This is a genomic window from Paenibacillus jiangxiensis (genome assembly GCF_046098255.1).
Lineage (GTDB): Bacteria > Bacillota > Bacilli > Paenibacillales > Paenibacillaceae > Paenibacillus > Paenibacillus jiagnxiensis.
In genome coordinates, this window is the sequence record NZ_JBJURI010000012.1 from 10,722 (window position 1) to 30,665 (window position 19,944).

Annotated in this window: 23 protein-coding genes; 1 reads left to right on the plus strand and 22 read right to left on the minus strand. The window is 53.2% G+C overall.

Annotated elements, in window-relative coordinates:
- The 4 genes from ACI1P2_RS13070 to ACI1P2_RS13085 all read right to left on the minus strand — a co-directional run.
- On the minus strand, positions 1–226 hold a 226-nt coding region (locus ACI1P2_RS13070), incomplete at its 3' end, for a methylglyoxal synthase (RefSeq protein WP_355320296.1).
- A 62-nt stretch (positions 227–288) separates the two neighbouring features.
- Positions 289–1,092, minus strand: a complete 804-nt coding sequence (dapB, locus tag ACI1P2_RS13075) for a 4-hydroxy-tetrahydrodipicolinate reductase (protein ID WP_355320297.1) — start codon at positions 1,090–1,092, stop codon at positions 289–291.
- Between the two features lie 33 nt (positions 1,093–1,125).
- Complete coding sequence (locus tag ACI1P2_RS13080) at positions 1,126–1,659, minus strand: tetratricopeptide repeat protein (protein WP_355320298.1); 534 nt, start codon at positions 1,657–1,659, stop codon at positions 1,126–1,128.
- Positions 1,660–1,712: 53 nt separating this feature from the next.
- A complete protein-coding gene (locus ACI1P2_RS13085; protein ID WP_355320299.1) occupies positions 1,713–2,042 on the minus strand; it encodes a nucleotide pyrophosphohydrolase in 330 nt (109 codons plus the stop codon).
- A gap of 161 nt (positions 2,043–2,203) precedes the next feature.
- Between ACI1P2_RS13085 and ACI1P2_RS13090 the strand changes: the two genes are divergently transcribed.
- Positions 2,204–3,073 carry a YitT family protein gene (locus ACI1P2_RS13090; RefSeq protein WP_355320300.1) on the plus strand — a complete coding sequence of 290 codons (870 nt, stop codon included), beginning with the start codon at positions 2,204–2,206 and terminating at the stop codon, positions 3,071–3,073.
- Between the two features lie 248 nt (positions 3,074–3,321).
- On the opposite strand, the gene ACI1P2_RS13095 is transcribed toward ACI1P2_RS13090, so the two are convergent.
- The 18 genes from ACI1P2_RS13095 to aroB form a co-directional block, all read right to left on the minus strand.
- Entirely contained in the window at positions 3,322–4,161 is an 840-nt protein-coding gene (locus ACI1P2_RS13095) for a sporulation protein YpjB (RefSeq protein ID WP_355320301.1), read from the minus strand.
- A gap of 300 nt (positions 4,162–4,461) precedes the next feature.
- Positions 4,462–5,100, minus strand: coding sequence for a DUF1405 domain-containing protein (locus ACI1P2_RS13100; protein WP_355320302.1), 639 nt, complete (start codon positions 5,098–5,100; stop codon positions 4,462–4,464).
- A 146-nt stretch (positions 5,101–5,246) separates the two neighbouring features.
- Positions 5,247–5,426, minus strand: a complete 180-nt coding sequence (locus tag ACI1P2_RS13105; RefSeq protein ID WP_355320303.1) for an IDEAL domain-containing protein — start codon at positions 5,424–5,426, stop codon at positions 5,247–5,249.
- Between the two features lie 99 nt (positions 5,427–5,525).
- Complete coding sequence (locus ACI1P2_RS13110) at positions 5,526–6,065, minus strand: gamma carbonic anhydrase family protein (protein WP_355320304.1); 540 nt, start codon at positions 6,063–6,065, stop codon at positions 5,526–5,528.
- 55 nt (positions 6,066–6,120) lie between these two features.
- On the minus strand, positions 6,121–7,224 hold the full coding sequence (locus ACI1P2_RS13115) for a hypothetical protein (protein WP_355320305.1): 1,104 nt from the start codon (positions 7,222–7,224) through the stop codon (positions 6,121–6,123).
- A gap of 223 nt (positions 7,225–7,447) precedes the next feature.
- Positions 7,448–8,023, minus strand: a complete 576-nt coding sequence (locus ACI1P2_RS13120) for a histidine phosphatase family protein (protein WP_355320306.1) — start codon at positions 8,021–8,023, stop codon at positions 7,448–7,450.
- Between the two features lie 53 nt (positions 8,024–8,076).
- Entirely contained in the window at positions 8,077–8,691 is a 615-nt protein-coding gene (locus ACI1P2_RS13125) for an anti-sigma factor (RefSeq protein WP_355320307.1), read from the minus strand.
- On the minus strand, positions 8,688–9,284 hold the full coding sequence (locus ACI1P2_RS13130) for an RNA polymerase sigma factor (RefSeq protein ID WP_355320308.1): 597 nt from the start codon (positions 9,282–9,284) through the stop codon (positions 8,688–8,690). Before ACI1P2_RS13130 ends, ACI1P2_RS13125 begins: the two co-directional genes overlap by 4 nt.
- A gap of 420 nt (positions 9,285–9,704) precedes the next feature.
- The gene (locus ACI1P2_RS13135) at positions 9,705–10,793 is read right to left on the minus strand and encodes a prephenate dehydrogenase (RefSeq protein ID WP_355320309.1); all 1,089 of its coding nucleotides are present in this window, start codon (positions 10,791–10,793) and stop codon (positions 9,705–9,707) included.
- Positions 10,794–10,816: 23 nt separating this feature from the next.
- A complete protein-coding gene (gene hisC, locus ACI1P2_RS13140) occupies positions 10,817–11,920 on the minus strand; it encodes a histidinol-phosphate transaminase (protein WP_355320310.1) in 1,104 nt (367 codons plus the stop codon).
- Positions 11,921–11,949: 29 nt separating this feature from the next.
- Complete coding sequence (gene trpA, locus ACI1P2_RS13145) at positions 11,950–12,756, minus strand: tryptophan synthase subunit alpha (protein ID WP_355320311.1); 807 nt, start codon at positions 12,754–12,756, stop codon at positions 11,950–11,952.
- Positions 12,753–13,949: a tryptophan synthase subunit beta gene (gene trpB / locus ACI1P2_RS13150; protein ID WP_355320312.1), complete on the minus strand. Its 1,197-nt coding sequence runs from the start codon at positions 13,947–13,949 to the stop codon at positions 12,753–12,755. The genes trpA and trpB overlap by 4 nt, the downstream gene beginning before the upstream one ends.
- Positions 13,933–14,619: a phosphoribosylanthranilate isomerase gene (locus ACI1P2_RS13155; RefSeq protein WP_355320313.1), complete on the minus strand. Its 687-nt coding sequence runs from the start codon at positions 14,617–14,619 to the stop codon at positions 13,933–13,935. Before ACI1P2_RS13155 ends, trpB begins: the two co-directional genes overlap by 17 nt.
- A 48-nt stretch (positions 14,620–14,667) precedes the next feature.
- Positions 14,668–15,450, minus strand: coding sequence for an indole-3-glycerol phosphate synthase TrpC (trpC, locus tag ACI1P2_RS13160; RefSeq protein WP_355320447.1), 783 nt, complete (start codon positions 15,448–15,450; stop codon positions 14,668–14,670).
- Positions 15,440–16,480 carry an anthranilate phosphoribosyltransferase gene (gene trpD, locus ACI1P2_RS13165; protein WP_355320314.1) on the minus strand — a complete coding sequence of 347 codons (1,041 nt, stop codon included), beginning with the start codon at positions 16,478–16,480 and terminating at the stop codon, positions 15,440–15,442. Before trpD ends, trpC begins: the two co-directional genes overlap by 11 nt.
- 53 nt (positions 16,481–16,533) lie before the next feature.
- Positions 16,534–18,084, minus strand: a complete 1,551-nt coding sequence (gene trpE / locus ACI1P2_RS13170; RefSeq protein ID WP_355320315.1) for an anthranilate synthase component I — start codon at positions 18,082–18,084, stop codon at positions 16,534–16,536.
- A gap of 376 nt (positions 18,085–18,460) precedes the next feature.
- Positions 18,461–18,844 carry a chorismate mutase gene (gene aroH, locus ACI1P2_RS13175; protein ID WP_355320316.1) on the minus strand — a complete coding sequence of 128 codons (384 nt, stop codon included), beginning with the start codon at positions 18,842–18,844 and terminating at the stop codon, positions 18,461–18,463.
- 3 nt (positions 18,845–18,847) lie between these two features.
- Complete coding sequence (gene aroB / locus ACI1P2_RS13180; protein ID WP_355320317.1) at positions 18,848–19,942, minus strand: 3-dehydroquinate synthase; 1,095 nt, start codon at positions 19,940–19,942, stop codon at positions 18,848–18,850.
- Positions 19,943–19,944: the final 2 nt, after the last annotated feature.

The window sequence follows — 19,944 nt, forward strand, 5'->3', positions numbered from 1 at the left end:
TCAGGTCCATATCATTCTGGGCCACCATAGCGCCGATCTGCTGATCCCCGCCCAGCGGGCCTGACATGTAGCGGTGAATTTTCAGGTTTGTAGCTTCCATAATCCGCTGCCCTGTAGTTCCGGTCGAATACAGCTGATGGTCCTTGAACACACGCTCGTATGCGGTTACGAAGTTCACCATTTCGTCCTTTTTGCGGTCATGGGCAATGAATGATATTTTTAACATATTCGTCTCTCCCCAATCAGATGTATGCGTACGATTTGTTTTTCTTCCGCTTTTGCCAAAATTTAATCAATAAAGTGTTCAAATCCGTAGACAAGCCCCGTATGGCCCATTACTTTCTCAATTGCGAGCCTCACACCAGGCATATAACCCGCACGTTCATAGGAGTCGTGACGGATTTTGAGGCATTGCCCATAACCGCCGAATACGACTTCCTGCTGGGCAAATACGCCCGGCAGCCGCATACTGTGAATGCGGAAGCCTTGATAATACCCGCCCCGCGCTCCCTCGATTGTCTCTTCTTCGGCCGGATTGCCTTGGCGAAGCTCCTCACGGTTCTGTGCAATCAGCTCCGCCGTTTTGATCGCAGTTCCGGAAGGCGCATCCAGCTTGTGGTCACCATGAGTCTCGATAATCTCCAGATGAGGAAAAAATTTGGCTGCCTGGGCAGCAAACTTCATCATCAGGATGACGCCGATCGAGAAATTGGGGGCAATCAGGCCGCCGATGCCGCGAAGCTGGCACTGCTTGTCCAGCTCTTCGATTTGCTCCGGCGTAAAGCCAGTGGTCCCCATGACCGGCCTGACGCCAAGCTCGATGGCCAGCGCAGTATGGGCATACGCCGATTGAGGTGCGGTAAAGTCCACCATCACATCGGACTGGCTTTCCCTAAGAGCTCTTTCAAGGTCTGCGGTTATGTTGATTCCCGCTTCCGGCAGACCCACCAGCAGACCTGCATCCATTCCCGTATGGGAACGGTTCACGGCGGCAGCCAGCTCCAGCCCTTCATCCTGAAGTACCAGCTTCAGAACCTCCCGGCCCATTCTTCCTCCGGCGCCAACGACTGCTACTCTGATCTTATCAGTCATGAAAACAACTCCTTATGCTGCGAAAATGGCAGTCTATTTCTGTGAATCCCGGTAATTTTTTTTGCGTCCCAGCAGCTCCAGCTGCAATTCTATAAGCTGCCCTTCCTGCGGCAAAAGATCTATCGCTTCCCCTACGGCTGCCAGAGCCTCGTCGAACTGGTTGAGCTCGCTATGCGCAAGGGCCAATAGAACATAGGCATCCGCGCACAGCGGATCCAGCTTTACCGCTTCATGAAGCATATCTATCGCCTTTGCACGCGTCTGATCCTCTGGCGTGCCGCCGCCGGACAGCATTCTCCGCACTTCCCCGGTCAGACGCTTGGCTTCAAGAGAGTTCAGGTGAAGCTTATACTCATCCTGTCCCGGTGCCAGCTTGACAGCATATTTTGCATGCTCCAAAGCCTGATCCAGGCGGCTGCTGCGCGCATAGGTAATAGAGCAGCGGTAGCGGTAATCCGCATTGTCGGGCTCGGCTGCGATTGCCTGCTCAAACCAACGGATAGCCTCTTCAAAATCGTTGCTCAAGATACTGAAATATGCTTTCTGGACATATTCTTCCGCCTTCAAGATGCTGCACCTCCGTGCGATACCCCGTTTGGTACAGCATATGTATGGACTGCCTAATCGGTGTCCTTCCTGGTCCAGCGGTCTGCATCCCGCGTATTGAATTTATGCATGATCTTGTTATGGGCTTCCGTCAGATCAATGCCCAGTGAATTGGCAAAGCAGATGGTAATAAAAAGAATATCCCCAAGCTCCAGTTCAATGGAATTGTCAGCCTCGTCTTTCTTCTTGGGCTTCTCGCCGAAGGAATGATTGACCTCACGGGCCAGTTCGCCGACCTCCTCCGACATTCTTGCCAGCATGGCCAACGGGCTGAAGTATCCTTCCTTGAATTGCGATATGTATTGATCGACTTCACGCTGGAGCTCAGCAAGCGTCTTTTCCATAAAAAGCCTTTCCCCTTTATTGTGAAGGTTTATTCATATGTTATCGTAAAGGAACTTTGAAAACAAATATTTTTTAATCGTCTCGGAACAAGGTATACTAGGGGAAGATTGCCAATGGGATTCATGCTAAACAAAAACTACGATTGCTGCGAGGGGTAACATTGAAAACGTTTAATTTCGGCTTTCAACTTAAACAAATCATTCCAATCCTGCTGGGAACCGCAGTGTATGCGTTCGGTTTGCTTTATTTTATTATTCCCAACCAGTTGATGGAAGGAGGCGTAACAGGCGTCACTGTCCTGCTCAATTACGCTTTCTCCATTCCGCCTTCACTTTCCACTCTCGTGTTGAATATCCCCTTATTCCTGCTTGGGTGGAAAATACTAGGTGGACGCCAGATTATATATACAGGTGTCGGCATCGGGGCTTTAACTTTTTTTCTGTGGCTGTTTGAAAAGCTGATTGATTCGGGCTGGATCGAACCGTTCGCCACGGAGCATGATTTTATTCTGGCGGCGCTTTATGCCGGAGTCACGCTTGGAGCCGGTCTTGGCATCGTATTTCGCTTCGGCGGCACCACCGGGGGTTCGGACATCATTGCTCGAATCCTCAACCGCAGATTCGGCTGGAGCATGGGACAGATTCTTCTCGGCATCGATATTCTTATTATCGGCCTGTCCCTGCTGTATATCCCGAAGGAAAAAATCCTCTATACTCTGGTCGCAGTGTTTATCGCCTCCAAGATGATCGATTTTATTCAGGAGGGGGCATATTCGGCAAGGGCCTTCATGATCATCAGCGATTACGCCCAACAGATCGCAGAGATCGTGACGAGGGACATGGACCGGGGCGTGACGATCATCCCGGCCATCGGCGCTTATTCCAAACAGGCCAAATATGTGGCTTATTGCGTTGTATCCAGACAGGAAATGCGCCGGCTTCATCAGATTGTTAAATCCGTCGATCCCAAAGCTTTTGTCATTATCAACGACGTGCACGACGTTCATGGCGAGGGCTTTCGTGAGGAGTAGACGCTCCGAGAACGAAGCATTCCTCCAATCGCTGTTGACCCTTCGGGCCAAAGGCGAACGCTACGCTTTTCCGGAATCGCTTCGTCCCCTCTGCTGCTGCGTGCATATCTGCCAAGCTCCTGCGATAAAATCACCTTGTGCCATATAGCAAAAGCGAAAGAAAAGAGCAAAGCATGGGTGGACATCTGACCACCCATACTTGCTCTTTTCTTTCAATATGCGCCTTTGAGCCTAAACAGGCGCGCAACTCAGCGGGCAGGCGGAAAAAAACTGTGCTCCCCACGGTACTTCCGGATAGCGGCATAAACCAGGGCTGCCAAAATAACGCATCCGATCAGCCACTCCAGAGCTTCATCATCCGCTGCCAGCATGAACGGGCCAAAGGCGGCAGCATCCTTCTCGCGGCCGAACAATACGTTCAGCGTTTCGCGTCCGGCGGTAAGAGCGGACTTTACGGCAGCCGGGTCGGTGTTGGGATTCCCGCCAGCTCCTTTAACAAAGGATAACCATGAATCGGTCCTGTTCACGGAGGACGGCGGCATGCTGATGATCACAGCCGGCCTGATCGTATCATAATGATCCTGCAGCCTTGCTACAGCTGCGGCAAATCCTGAAGCGCTTCCTTTGGCGAACTGGTTCTCCGCTTCTTTTAAATCTTCATATAATATTTTGTAATACTGCTGCCACAGCGGCTCCTTTGGATGGGCGAGCACATCCGCCGCCAGCCGCAAGCCCGCGGCAGCTTGAATGACGCCCTCAGGGGACATTCCTGCTGCGTTCACTGCTTCCTGAACGTCCAGAATGGCTCCGGAAAAGGCATGAATACCTTCCACAGACATGGCCTTCTGAACGTTTCCGCTGCCGAACAGCTGTACGACCTCTGCAAGACGGCGGCGCACTTCTATGATATTTCCTTCCTTGGCATGCTTATACAAAGCAGCCGCTGCCTGATCAAGGGCAAGCTGCTGTTTCTGATCGGCGGTTTGTGCCGGGGCCGCTTCATACGCACCGTAAACCGCCTGCGGGAGCAAGGCAAACAGAAGCGCCGCACACAGCAGCGCCCGGATGGTACCGGCAACACCGTTCATTGGACATCCCTCCTACCCTATCTGTATGGCACGGACGGATAGCCTAGAACTGAAAGAGGTTATTCAAAAAGTCAACTTTTGATCACGAAGTAAATCAGGAAGCGGACTCGACATCGAATCTTGAATTCAGCCGGGCCTAAGCGGATGCTTCCGAAGCATGTTTCCTGCGGAAACATTTCAGGTGCTCACGTACCCAAACGTACGCTCCGCTCCTCAGTCCCTAGCTTTATTCAACCTTCTCGGTGCTGAAAACCTGACTTTTTGAACTTGCACTGAAAGCTGAGAAGCGGCTACCGAAAGTCAGTTGCCGGTGGCCCGCCTTCGTGACAGGGCCATTACCAGCCAGCAGGCTGCAGCGCTGGCCAGGGTAAGAGCTACCGTAAAATTGCGGACGGCAGGCACATCGTCAAACAGCTCGCGCGGCAGCCAGGGATTGATCCCATAGGTATAATCCATCAGATCGTTCAGCAGCGTCCACAAGAGAGCGACGGTCAAACCTGCGGATCGCACTGCAAAAAAGCGGATATATACCAATGCTTCCACCGCCATAATCGTATGGGAAGCCACAAGCATCCAATCAAGCGGACCGATAGTTCCCCCTTGTGACGCTCCGGCGAAGATGATGGCTGAAGCCCAAATCCCGTACTTTACACTGGTTACGACAGCCAGTCCCTCAACCAAATGTCTAAGAACCGTCCAGCCCCTGCTGACAGGGGGGAACAGCAGAAACAGCAAAGCAATGGTAAAAAACAAGCTTGCTGTGGGACTGTCGGGAACGAAGACAATCAGCCAATGAGGATAGTGCTCCCACGTATACGCAAGCTGGTCATCGTACCACACATAACCTCCCACGGTCCCCAACAGATTGCACCAGAAGAGCAGCCACAAAAAATAGCGGTTTAACAGCAGCTCTCTGCTCCACAAAAAGGTTATGGACAAATTACATCAGGCCTCCAGTCACTCAAGCGGTGTACGAATTGATCTATGTACCAAAAGAAACCTAACCGCATGAGCGATCAGGTTTCATAACCACTTTATTTTACTGTGACTGGCCCCGAATCGCAAGCACATGGCTGCGGCGGCCATTAAGTCAGCGTTTTCAGTTCATCCGTAAGAGATCGGAAAGCTACCTCATCCTTGGAAGCAAGCGCCTCGTCAATTTCGCGGTACAGCTTATCGCTTTTGTATTTGCGCAATGCTTCATCCAGCACCAACTCCGCCGACAGACCAAGCATGACTTCATAAGTAACCTTCATTTTATCCATAGGATGCACCTCCAAACAAGGGTTCTCAAGTGTTTTTAAGATATCAGAAAGTATAAACTTCCTGGAATAAGCCTCCTGATATCTCAAGAAAAACTTCCGCTAAACGCGGTCTGTCTTCTGTGGATTACGTCGATAGACGTTTTTCTTATATTCTCTGCCTTTTGCCACATAGTTTAACGTCGTGTCAGACATCCGCTTCAAATCGGACTCCGTTAATTCTCTTACAACTTTTGCCGGAGTTCCCACCGAAAGCGTGTAGGGAGGAATACGGGTATTTTCGGTGACCAGCGATCCTGCTCCTATTAAAGCATATTCACCGATATCCGCGCCGTTCAGTACAATAGCCCCCATTCCAATCAATGTGCCCCTGCCGATAGAGCAGCCATGAATAATGGCTCCATGGCCGACAGATACGTCCTCAGACACGATCAGCGGCTGGTTGGTATTGACATGACCGATGACCCCATCCTGAATGTTGCTGCGGTCGCCAATCGTAATTGGCGCCATATCACCGCGCAGAACGGCATTGAACCATATCGAGCAATCCTCACCGATCGTAACATCACCGATAATTTGTACTCCTTCAGCGGTATAAACCGACGGATGAAGCGAAGGCCATTTCCCCTGATAAGCGATCATATTGAATCCACCCTTTTCGTTTTGGGTGTGATTCTAGCAATGTGCCGCACCATTGTCAAACCTTCTTTTGTCCTGTCCCGCCTGACGGGCTGCAGAAGCCCGCCGTCTTCATGCCCCATGCCGTCATCTGCAAAACGGTTCCGGTTACCGGGTGTTCACCCACGCGCAGCATCCCGAAATGCATGAGCATGCGGATGATTCTTTTATCAAAGACGGCTTCAGGGCTGTCGTAGTAAAAAGGCTTGATGAATGGTCCGATTTGTTCAAACAAGGAAGGCTGTGGTACCCAGGATTTTGCGCAAACGGAGGTCCAATATATGAGAGATGATATATTGGGAACCGCCCCTTTATACAGTCTTAACCAAAACCTGAATAACTGTATCAGCTCTTCCTCTGTCGGACTTTCAAGCGCTTCCTCCCCTTTTGACGTCAATACGAGGGGGCCGTTTGCTTCAGCGATCCACTTGCGGTAAAAGGCGTAATCATACAGCAGGGCCAAACGGTCCGGGTAGTGTTTGAAAAATCGCCCGTAGCCGAAACGCCAGCCTCCTTTACCGAGCAGAGGTTCAGCAACATGCAGATGCTCCATCAGTTGCTGCTGGTTGCGGCGGTACATTACGCCTTCCGGGTTCAGTACAATCTCGTGGGAGCCAATGAAGCGCAGCATCAGCTTTAAATCATCCCCGAGCAGATGCCCCTCGTCTCTGTACACCGCAGGCTCGTCCGTGCTTTCGATCATTTCCCGCATATGCTGTCCGGTCACTTCACTCAGACGCTGTTTTAAATCGGCAGGCACCTGAAACAGATACCGGGTATGATGTGTGGAGCCGTTGAACAGCCAGCCTGCGCTACGAAGACGTGTGACGATTTCCCGCGGCGTAATGTCCGCATCATCATCCAGAGCGTGTCTGGCGGCCGCGATCAGCTCTTCCATGCTGAAATATGGCCGTTCATCAAAAAGCAGCGTGTTCAGAAACCTGCGGTACGGCAGTGGCAAAGTACGCACCTGCTGTTCAAAAAATTCGCGCTGCCCCAGCTTTGTGAGAATGCCTTGAATTAATTCATGCTTGGAGTTCGGTTTACATTCGCATTCATAGTGGCTGGCAATCCTATTCAGTTGGCCGATGTCGGCATAAGTAAGCATATCCGCCAGATTCATGGGTTCATCGCCCCGCCGCCCTTCTGATGGGTTTCTGCCAAACTCCGGTAATTCTTGAGCTGTCTAAAATCATCTTTGACGGATTGCAGGCTTTCTAAACCTAAATTTATCCATAAAACCCGAAGTCCAAAAAAAGGGGATGCCCCCGCAGCAGAAAAAATCCGCTTTGGGGCACCCCCGATCATTCAAACACCTGTAAAGAAAATCAGTTTGCCATTTATCTTTAAAGAAGGTGCTTGGTGCAGTTATAAAGTACAGGAGACCATTCGATATCCTGCCTCTCCAGAATCGTCAGTGAAAGATTGCCGATTCTTTCGGTATGCTTGTCCTCATAGAGCGCTGTGAACAGCTGGGCAAGAAAAGCCCCGTGGGAGACCACGAGCAAATTGCGGTCACGGTTCTCTTCCCACACGGCCTTCAAAAATTCCAACCCTCTCTGTCGCATCGCCTCTTCATTTTCCTGGCCCAGCTCCAGCAGATGCCAGTCTGCGCCCCATCTGCTTTCCCGCTCCGCCTGGGTAAGTCCCTCAACCTGGCCGAAAGACCTTTCATTCAGACGGACATCCGGCTCCAGCAGCTCGATCCCCAGCATGGAAGCGATAATTTCTCCCGTCTCCCGCGCGCGGGACAAACCGCTCGTCACCACCGCATCCCATTGATACGACTCCTGCTGCAGGCGGGCGCCGAGCAGTCTTGCCTGCTTCCGGCCTTCCTCATTTAAAGGAATATCGCTCTGGCCCTGAATTCTCCCGAGCACATTCCAATCCGTCAAGCCATGTCTGATCAATCCTAACAGCATGCTCTTCCCTCACGTTCCCGTTTCTTGTAGTCTTTGGTGCGGGTCTATCTCTTTTATCTTCTTACCCGGTGCACCCATCCGATGGACAGCAGCGCCAGAGCTACCGCAAGAAAGGACAATACCATCCAATATTGCGGATAGGCCGGAACAATATTTCCGATCAGCGGCTCCATAATACCGTATGTCGGCTCCGGAATAACCACCTGAAAGCTATCAGACACAGAATCCGACCCTGCCACTCCCGTCGGCAGTATCCCTGATTGCTGTGCTCCGATCGAAGCGTGACCATGGCTTTTCCCCGCCGGGCTGCTGCTCATCGTCAAAACCAAAAAACTGCATAGAAACACGGCCAGGAAACCAGCGATCCAAGCCGAAATGGTTTTTCGCAACGCCGGACTGATACGGGAGCGGCGGTTTTCACCCGGCACAAGCCAGGGTGACTCTGCATAGATCCGCTCCATTACCCGGCGGTTGACGTTCTCCGCCTGTTCTTCTGTCACCTCATCGGAAATTTGAAGCATAGCTGAGCGGCTTAGCTGCAAGCCCGACCATTCCGCCGAACAGCGCTCGCAGTGCGCATTATGGTCTTCCACCATTTTGCGCCGCGGGTCTTGTTCGGGCAGATCATTCAAAACACCGAACAATTCCTTAGCCTCTCTGCATTTCATCGGCTGTTCATTCCTTCCCTTTCCTCAAATAGCGGCTCATAAAGATAAGGTTCCAACTGATTTTTTACACTTGAGCGGGCCCGGAACAAAAGCGACTTGACGGCGCTCACCGTCTGTCCGAGCACCTTGGCAATCTCCTGGTAATCCAGCTGGTCATATTCCCGCAGAATTAACGCGGAGCGCTGCTTTTCCGGCAGATTCTTGATCGCCTCACGCACCATTTCAACCTGCTCCGTCCTTAATATCGCCTGCTCCGGAATGGCATCCGGAGGAGCGATTGGCGTATACCCGCTTTCCTCGAGCGGCACGCTGCCGCTGCGCTGCTTGCGCAGCTCGCTTAGCACCGTATTCCGCGCAATGGTATACAACCAGGTTGAGAAAGAAGCGTCCACTTCCCGAAAGGAGTGAAGGCTGCGATATGCCTTGTAAAAGGTTTCCGAGCATAAATCCTCGGCCATCATTTCAAGCCCGGAGCTTTTTAACATGTGGTACACGAAAGCCAGAATCTTCCGCTGATACCTTCTCATTAAATGTGAGTATAATTCAACATTCCCCTGCTTAATTTCCTGAATCAACTGGGAATCCGTCATCATCCGAGTGAGACCCTCCTCGCCCATGTGCCTCTTCCCCGTTCGACTCTCTTAGTATGTATTACCGAACAGGTTTATAAAAGTTGCGCTCTCTTGTCTCTACGCGCCAAATAAATTAAAGCTTCCGTCTATGTTCAAAATTCACCTCACCCATTGTACCATATATTAGCTGTAATCTAAAAGTTCCAAAATGGTTCACCCATTTGAAATAAAAAAAAGACCACTCAGGCCAGAACCCAAGTGGTTACTACTATGTTGCAAGTAGTGCAGTTAAAGGATAGGAGTGGAGAGAAACCATACTGTACTTTAAGTATATGTATCCGTTTTCATTTTGTCAACGGTTTTTTTAAAGCGTTTTCTTTTTTTATGAAAAAACAGCCGGACTGCAGCTGCAAGCGCTGCAGTCCGGCTATTTCACTTCGTTTAAACAACCACATGGTAGCGCTGCTCGCTGAGCAGCTTCTTTGCTTTCTCCCAATCCTCTTCCTGTCTGAACGACAGCCTCAGAATGCCCGGCACATCCTCTCTGCTCTCGATAATCTGCATATTGCTGAGGTTGATGCGGTGATCGCCAAGCTGGGTAGCGATTTGACCGATAATGCCGGGCGTGTCCGGAACATCGATATACAGGTCGAATAATGGAGTGATCATTCCCTTGCGCCGTTCAGGAAGCTCGCTGCGAAACGCGCCGGCCGCCCTGAACTCGTCCGCGATGCCTTCCCCGTCCCGTTCCACCAGCAGACGGGTAAAACGCTCAATCTGCTGATTCCATTCCTGCAGCAGATTCAGCAGCACATCGCGGTTGCTGAGCAGAATATCGCGCCATACAATCGGGTCGCTGGACGCAATGCGCGTTATGTCTCTGAAGCCGCCCGCGGCAAGCACGCGGTAGAGGCCGTTCTCTTCATTATGCGTGCGCACCTGATTTACCAGGGAAGCGGCGATAATATGCGGGAGATGGCTGATCGCCCCCACAATATCGTCATGCATTCCCGGCTCCACCCTTACAACCTGTGCACCGGTATACTTCAGCAGCTTCTCAAGCGAATGGCATACTCCTTCGGGAACTCCTGCCGCCGGAGACAGCACATAATAGGCGTTTTCGAATAAAACGGCTGACGCGGCCGTAATGCCCGAGCGCTCCGAGCCTGCCATGGGATGCCCGCCGATAAAATATACGCCGTCCCATTGAATCTGCTTCGCGAGCGAGGTAATGGACTGCTTTGTGCTTCCCACATCGCTGATGATACAGCCTTTTTTCAGCGGAAGCTTGCTCAGCAGCAGCAGGTAGTGCTCAAGCTGCCCTACAGGCACGCACAAAAATATAAAATCGGCGTCCAGCGCCGCTTCCTCGACGGACAAAGTCGCGGAGTCGACGACTCCGCGGCTGACCATCGGTTCCAATAATTCCGGTAGATGGGCGTGGCCCACGACCGAGATCCCCGGTTTGCCTTTAAAGCAAAGCGCGAGCGACCCTCCGATCAGGCCCACCCCGAATATAGCAATTTTCATGAATATCGTTCCTATCCGCGTTATTAAGGCTGCACCTGCGCCTTTTCCAGGCCCAGCACCTGTTCAAGCGCGCTGATGAAAATTTCGTTCTGTGACTGGGAACCGACGGTTACGCGTATGTAGGTCGGATACTTCTCAAATCCTGCGCGAACAATGACCCCTTTTTGCAGAAGCGATTGGAACACTTCTTTGCAAGGCCGGCCGGCATCAACCAAAATAAAGTTCCCGTGCGCCGGAAAAGCGGCAAGGCCCAGTCTCTTGAATTCTTTTTGCAAATATTCAATGCCTGCGGCGTTTTTGGCCTGGCATTCCTTCACAAAGGCCTGATCCCCGAGCGCTGCAACAGCAGCGGCCTGACCGATCCGCGACGTGTTGAAAGGCTCGCGCACCTGGTTAATCAGACGAATTACCTCCGGCTGGGCGATTCCATAGCCGACCCGCAGGGAAGCGATGCCGTAAATTTTGGAGAAGGTGCGCAGCACAACCAGATTACTGAATCTGGACAGCAACGGGATACTGTTCGGATACGAGTTGTCTGTAACGTATTCGAAATAGGCTTCATCCAGAACAACCATAACATGACCCGGAACCCGGTCCAGGAAAGTGGTCAGCTTTTCCTCCGATACAATGGTGCCTGTCGGATTATTCGGATTGCATACCCAGATTATTTTTGTCTTGTCATTGACATGGGAGAGCATGGCGCTCAGATCATGCGTCCCATCCACAAGCGGAACCTCGACTGAGACGGCGCCTTCAATATCCGCATTGCTTTTGTAAACCGAGAAGGTCTGGTCAGCCATAATATTCTCGTCTCCAGGCATCAGGAAGGCTCTTGCAATCAGCGCGATGATCTCGTCCGAGCCGCAGCCGAAAATAATCTGATCCTCCTGCACGCCCGCATGACGCGCGAGCGCCTTGGTCAGCTCTACGGCGCTTCCGTCCGGATAGAGGCTCAAGTTGGATAGTTCCGCCTGAATGGCCTCCTTGACTGCTGGAGAGCTCCCGTACGGATTTTCATTGGATGCCAGCTTGATGACTTGATCCAATCCGAGCTCGCGCTTGACCTCCTCGATCGGTTTGCCTGGCTGGTACACCGGCAAATTGCCAATTTGCGGTTTAGGCTGCACAGCCCTCGCCTCCTTGTCTGCTAAATAGGTTATGCCCTTAATTGTGCCACAAAGCTGCGAATTTGCAACAATCCCTCCTGGCGGCGGGAAGGGTCCTCCAACAGCGGAATCGCCTCTTCCACCTGGCGCACAATCGCGCTGCCTACAACAACGCCGTCGCAAATCCGCGAGAAGCGCTTAACCTGTTCGCCGTTGGAAATTCCGAAGCCGATAGCAACAGGAAGATCCGTATGGCGCTTTACGCTTTCGATAAACTGCTCTACACCTTCAAAAAAGGAAGCTCTTTCCCCCGTTACTCCCAGAGAGGAAACGCAGTATATAAAACCGCGCGCGTTCCGCACAATCCGCTCGATGCGCGTATCCGAGGTCGGCGCGACGAGCGGCACGAGATTTACGCCGGCCTGCTCCGCCAGCCGTCCAAGCTCCTCGGCTTCTTCAACCGGCAGGTCAGGGATGATGATACCGCTGATGCCATGCTGCTGCAAAGCGGCAAAGAACGTCTCCATTCCCATTTGCAGCACCGGATTGTAATACGTGAAGAGAATAAAAGGCATCTGCACCCCGGCTTCCCTTGCCTTATCCGCCGCCTCCAGACAGGTGCGGATGGTAATCCGGTTCTTCAAAGCCCGCTCCGAGGCACGCTGAATGACCGGCCCGTCCGCCAGCGGGTCAGAGTACGGAACGCCCAGCTCCAGCATATCCGCGCCGGCTTCCTCCAGCTCGCGGATGATATCCACCGTCGTCTCCACATCCGGATCGCCGACCGTCAAAAAGGGAATCAGTGCCGTCTTTTTTTCCTCACGGAGGCGATTAAACGTTGCATCCATCAAGTTCACGACTGCTCGCCTCCCGTGTATTTCATAATCGACTCCACGTCCTTGTCTCCACGTCCGGACAGACAGATCACGATAACATCATCCTTGGACATGCCGGGAGCCATTTTGACCACTTCAGCCACCGCATGGGAAGACTCCAGGGCAGGCAGTATGCCTTCCGTTTTGCACAGCAGTTGCAGTGCATCCAGCGCCTCGGCATCGGTAATGGGCACATATTTGGCCCGCTGAATATCCTTCAGGTAAGAATGCTCCGGACCGACGCCCGGATAATCAAGGCCCGCCGAAATGGAATGAGCCGGCTGCACCTGCCCGTACTCGTCCTGCAGCAGATAGCTCATGGAGCCCTGGAAGACGCCGTGCGTGCCCTTGCTCATCGTTGCCGCATGCAGGTCGGTATCCATGCCCTTGCCCGCCGCTTCAACACCGACCAGAGCCACTTCCTTATCGTCGATAAAAGGATAGAACATGCCGATAGCGTTGCTGCCGCCGCCAATGGCCGCGACGACGACATCCGGCAGCCGTCCTTCGCTCTCGAGAATCTGCCGCCGGGTCTCGTCCCCGATCACACGCTGGAAATTGCGGACGATCATCGGGTACGGATGCGGACCTACCGCAGAACCGAGAATGTAGAACGTATCATGCACATGGCTGACCCAGTAGCGTAACGCCTCGTTACCGGCATCTTTCAGCGTTCTGGACCCTGAGGTTACAGGGATCACCTCCGCTCCGAGCAGCTTCATGCGGAACACGTTCAGCTGCTGGCGGACTGTGTCCTCCTCGCCCATGAAGACCTTGCATTCCAATCCCAGCAAGGCGGCTACCGTAGCGGTGGCAACACCGTGCTGCCCCGCGCCTGTCTCGGCGATGACCTTATGCTTGCCTATTCTTTTGGCAAGCAGTCCCTGACCCAGCGCATTGTTGATTTTGTGCGCCCCCGTATGGTTCAAATCCTCGCGCTTCAGATATATTTTTGCTCCGCCCAGATGCTTCGTGAGCCGCTCTGCATAATAAAGGGGTGTCTCCCTGCCGGAGTACTGCTTCAGCAGATAGTTCAACTCTTCATTAAATTCCGGATCGTCCGCATATTTCCGGTAGGATTCCTCCAGCTCGATCAGAGCGTTCATCAGTGTCTCAGGTACGAATCGTCCCCCGAAAACGCCGAAACGGCCGTTATGATCAGGCAGTTGTGCCATGACGCTTCACCCTTTCCACGAATGCTGTAATTTTTGCTATGTCTTTGACACCGTCCGTCTCCACACCACTGGATACGTCGAGTCCCTCCGGGCCATAGACCGATATGAGATCGCCCGCGTTGTTGGGGGTGAGACCGCCTGCAATAAATAAAGGAATGCCGTGCTTCCCCGCACGCTCTTGATATGCAGGGATGGCCGCCCAGGCGAAGGTGTGGCCAGTTCCTCCCCCGTAGCGGGGATCATAGGTGTCCAGCAGGAAAGCATCAACGTACCCTCCATAGGGGTTCAGCCGCTCAGCACCAGCTGCTGCATCATCAGCACCTCCCTGAACCGGAAGCGCCTTGATCACCGATGTTCCGAACCGTTCCTTGACAGAAGCGCAGAAAGCAGGGCTTTCCTGGCCGTGAAGCTGGATCACATCCAGCGGAGCCAGGTTCATGACCTCCTGCAGCTGATCGATGTCCGGGTTGACAAACACGCCAACGCTGCGGGGGCGGCGGTCCGTTTTCCAATCCCCAAGCACCTTTATAAGCTCAGCCGCCTGCTCCGGGTCGATGCGGCGCTTGCTCTTCGCAAATACAAATCCGATATAGTCGATATTTAAATGTACCATCGATTTTAGCACTTCAACGCTTTGAAGTCCACAAATTTTTACTGCTGTTTCCGACACCGAGCTGTCCCTCCTCTCTTCCTGCACGCATCGTAAATCTTGCTATATTCAGCCTTCCATCAAATGATGGACGGCCTGGCCTACGTCCTGCTGCCGCATCAGATATTCACCGACAAGCACGCCCTTTGCCCCTTTGCTGTACAGATACTCAATATCCTGCGGACCGGCAATGCCGCTCTCGCTGATCAGCGTGACGCCTTCTGTGACCAGCTCAGCCAGCTCCTCCGTTGTCTGCAGACGCGTCTCAAACGTCTTGAGATCACGGTTATTGACACCGATCAAGGTTGCTCCAAGCTCAAGCACCATTTCCATTTCCGCCCTGTCATGCACTTCCACCAGCGCATCCAGCCCCGTTTCACGAGCAGCGTTCAGGAAACGGCGCATGCGCTCCTTATCCAGGATGGCGGCGATGAGCAACACGGCATCCGCTCCAAGGAGGCGGGCTTCGTAAATTTGTGTTTCGTCGATGACGAAATCCTTCCGCAGCAGCGGAAGTCCGACCGTCTGTCTGATTTCCCGCAAATAATCAGGACTTCCCTGAAAATAATCCACATCCGTCAGCACCGAAATACAGTCCGCCCCCGCAGCCTCATAGGCACGGGCGATCTGGACCGGGTCGAAGTCAGGCCGGATCAGTCCCTTGGAGGGAGACGCCTTTTTCACCTCAGCAATCAGCCCCAGCCCCCGTTTGGGACGATTGGCCAGCGCATCCTCGAAGCCGCGCGCCGGCGGCATATCCGCTATCTTACGCTCCGCTTCAAGAAGGGAAAAACGCTCTTTCAGCGCAGAAGTTTCCTTTTGCTTCGTGACCACAATTTTATCAAGATACATATTCATATTCCCCCGTTGCCTGAATTAACTGATCCAGCTTCTCCAGCGCCCTGCCTGAATCAATCGCCTTTGCCGCTCGGTGAACTCCTTCCTGGAGTGAAGAAGCCCTGCCTGCCACATAGATGCAGGCGCCCGCATTTGCTAATACGACATCCCTGTAAGGCCCCTTTTCGCCGTTCAGAATTCTGCGGATGATGTACGCGTTGTCTGAGGCGTCCCCGCCGAGCACATGCTCAAGCGAATGGCTGCGCAGGCCCAAATCCGAAGGGGTGATTTCATAAGTTGTTACCGCTCCGTCCTTCAGCTCGGACACCGTTGTCGATCCCGAAATGCTGATTTCGTCCAGCCCCTCGGCGCTGCTGACGACCAGCGCGCGCTTGGATCCCAGCTGGTTCAGCACCGATGCGATGACTTCCGTCTTGCTGTTATCATAGATGCCGAGCAGCTGGCGGTCGGCCCCCGCCGGATTGGTAAGCGGGCCCAGCATGTTGAATACGGTGCGGACCCCCAATTCACGGCGCGGCGCGGCTGCGTATTTCATGGAAGGATGATACACCTGCGCGAATAGGAAGCAGATTCCAATTCTGTCCAGACAGTGTCTCGCCTGCTCTCCGGTCAAATGTATATTGACCCCCAAAGCCTCCAGCACGTCGGCGCTGCCCGCCCGTCCACTGGCGGAGCGGTTGCCGTGCTTGGCAACCCGAACCGATTCCGCAGCGGCAATGATGGCCGATATTGTGGAAATATTGAATTTATGAATGCCCGAGCCCCCGGTGCCGCAGGTATCCAGCAGTTGCTCGCCGCTGACGGCTATCTTGCCTGCATAGCTGCGCATCGCCTCCGCAAAGCCCGTAATTTCCTCAACCGTCTCGCCTTTCATACGCAGCGCCGCCAGCAGACCCCCGATTTGCGCCGGTGTCGCTTCGCCGGTCATAATGCGTTCCATGATAGCACGCGCCTCTGAACGGGACAAATCCGCTCCCTGCAATACCTGATTCAGTCCTGCCTGTATTAGATGCTGTCGTTCCACTGGTTTTCCTCCTTATCGTCCACAAAATTCTGATGGCCAGCCGATCCTGCTCATTATCGGGAGCTATACAGATAATCCTGGTTCAGGACATCGCTGTCCCGCTTCGGCTGTGCGAACATGGATTCTGCCGTACGGATCGCCTTCAGCATAGCTTTGGCTTTATTGACCGTCTCCTGATACTCGTTTTCCGCTACAGAATCCCAGACGATACCTGCTCCGGCCTGGACATAAGCACGGCCTTTTCTGAACACGATTGTCCGGATCGTAATGCAGGAGTCCATATTTCCGGAAAAGCCAAGATAGCCGATCGCGCCTGCATACGCGCCGCGCGCTTCCCGTTCAAGCTCGGCGATAATTTCCATCGCCCGCAGCTTCGGCGCTCCCGATACCGTCCCCGCAGGAAGACAGGACAGGAAGGCGTCGAAGAAATCTTTATCCTCGGCCAGATGCCCGGAGACGTTGGAGACGATATGCATCACATGCGAATAACGCTCAATTTCCATGAACGAGTCGCATTTAACCGACCCGAACTCGGAGACGCGGCCAAGATCATTGCGGCCCAAATCCACGAGCATGAGATGCTCGGCCCGCTCCTTCTCATCCTGCAGCAGCTCCTCCGCCAAGGCCCGGTCCTCGGCTTCACTGGCCCCGCGCGGACGCGTACCCGCGATCGGTCTCGTCTCGACCCGCCCATTCTCCACCTTCACCAAGGCCTCGGGAGATGTGCCCACGATGATTTCTTCGTCCATTTTCAAATAATACATGTAGGGCGACGGATTCATGGTACGAAGGGTCCGATACACCTGCAGCGGCGATACCTCCGTGTCAATGTGAAAACGCTGGGACAGCACCACCTGAAAAATATCCCCGGCCCGGATGTAGTCCTTCGCCTGTTCTACATTGCTGATGAACTGCTCCTTTGTCAGGTTGGAGTGGATTTCTCCAAGCTCAACATCACCAGGCACGGTGGCCGCACCGCCAAAATCTCCCGCTACCGGTTCCCGTAGCCGCTCGGCCATCACCTCCAGCTTCCGCTCTACCCCGGCGTAGGCAAGTCTGATCTCCTCATCTGAAGCTCCCTGGCGCACATGGACATTGCCCACGAGCATCATCTGCTGCTTGACATGATCAAAGACGATAATCTGATCACAGAACATAAAGCGGATATCGTCCATATTCAGGTCGTCGACGGCATGCTCCGGCAGCTTCTCATAATATTGGAGTAAATCATAACCGAAAAAACCGATGGCGCCGCCTGTAAAAGGTGGCATATCCTCAAGGCGCGGACTGCGGTAGCCGCGCAGCAGAGCTTTCAGGGATTCCACCGGCTTCCCTTCCAGCACCCGCTTCTCTCCGTTCTGTTCAAGGGTAATCCGCCCCTTTTTGCCGGAAATCATAAGAAAAGGATCTGTCCCGATAAAAGAATAGCGGGCCCACTGTGCCCCTCCTTCCACGCTTTCCAGCAGAAAGGCTCTGTCTCTGTCCGCGCAGCGGCGGAAAATCCGGATCGGTGTTTCCATATCTGCAAGTACCTTCTTGTATACCGGAATCAGATTGAATTCAGCGGACATGGAAATCACTTGTTCAACATTCGGGGTTAACATGGGCTCACTTCCTCTCAAGTTTGGGAGCAGAATGAACTAAAATCAAAAAAGCCTCTACCGGCCGGTAGAGGCTTGATCATCATTGAAATAATAAGAATGCTGCCATATGTACGGTATCCAGATACCGTGTACACGAAAGAAACTTCCCGCTGCAGAGCAACTCGTGCTTTCGCAAGCAGAATTTTCCCTGCGCCAAAGAAAATATGCCTATGCTCCTCTCTAGGGCAAAACAGCACACTGTTTCTTTCTGTCTTATGCATATGGACTCGGCTCTAATCTGCACTCTTCTCAATCTCAACTCAAACTCACTCTACTCTGGCTCATCTACTGAAACCACTATATCCTATTTGCATGCATCTGGCAACCTTGAAGTTGGTTACACATCCGACCGGGAGGCAGCCGCCAAATCGGGACGCAGCACCTGGGCTCCGTTCAAATACACATGCTTCATCTCATGCTGCGATTTTTCTGTGTTCACCTGCACCAGCAGCCGGATGCACTTGGCCAGACCGCCTTCGACGTCAATTTCGACCGCACACATCAGCGGCACCAGTTCCCAGCCTTCCAGTCGGCGGATTGCCTTGGCGGGAAAGGTGGCATCCAGGTCCTGAGTCATCGTAATCCAGATATTCGATATATATTCCGGGTCCAGATCGTTCCGCTTCACAATCTCGGACAGCAGCTGCGCGGTAGCTTCAAGAATTTCCTGCTCATCATTTTGCGTGACGGTTGTCGCCCCGCGGATTCCTCGGTTGTACACGGCTTACACCTCCTCCTTCAGCTGTTCCACGATTTCCCTGACAAGGGAGGCTGGAATGTCCTTCCGAATCTCCACCTGTCCGATGGAAAGGGGCACTACAAACGTGATGCTGCCCTCTTTAAACTTCTTGTCATGCATCATCGCGCTCATTATGGCATCGGTCTCCAGCTCATGGGGCAGAACGACCGGAAGGCGCAGCGACTGCAGCATGGCTCTCGTTTCTTGCACAAGGGACGGATCCGCGCCAAGACGGACGCCAAGCATGGCGGAGCCGACCATGCCGATAGAAATCGCTTCACCGTGCAAAAACGTGCCATAACCGGCAATCGCCTCGATCGCGTGGCCGATGGTATGCCCGAGATTCAAAATCGCGCGAAGTCCGTTCTCCTTCTCATCCTGGGATACAACCTTCGCTTTCACCGCACAGCCCATCTCCAGTCCATACTCCAGCACTTCAGGCTCAAGCGCAAGCAGCCTTTCCGCATTTTTCTGGCACCAGCGGGCAAAGTCGGCATCCCAGATCAAGCCATGCTTGAGCATTTCCGCCAGGCCCGCGGATACCTCACGCGGAGGCAGCGTAAGCAGAGTATCCACATCATACAAAACTAACTCCGGCTGGTGGAAAGCACCAATCATATTTTTCGCCAGGGGATGGTTAATGCCTACTTTGCCGCCGACACTGCTGTCATGGGCAAGAATCGTGGTCGGGACCTGTACGAAGCGGATGCCGCGCATATAACTTGCCGCTGCAAAACCCGCAAGATCCCCGACAACCCCGCCGCCCAGCGCAATGATGGAGGAGCTTCTATCCAGACCGCCTTCTATGGCGGCTGTGATGACCTCTTCATACACGGACAAAGATTTGGACTTTTCCCCCGCTTCCACCATAAATGAAAGCATTTTGTACCCTGCACTTGCGAGACTCTCGGTCAATTTGTGCAAATAAAGCGGCGCCGAATTGCCGTCGCTTATAATCAAATGAGGGCTCTTCTTGGATAGTCCGCGCTGTTCAAAATAGACCCCCGCCTGCGCCAGCAGATCCTGCCCGATATAAATCGGGTAGGATCTTTCGCCCAGCTCAACAGTCAATGTGCCCATAG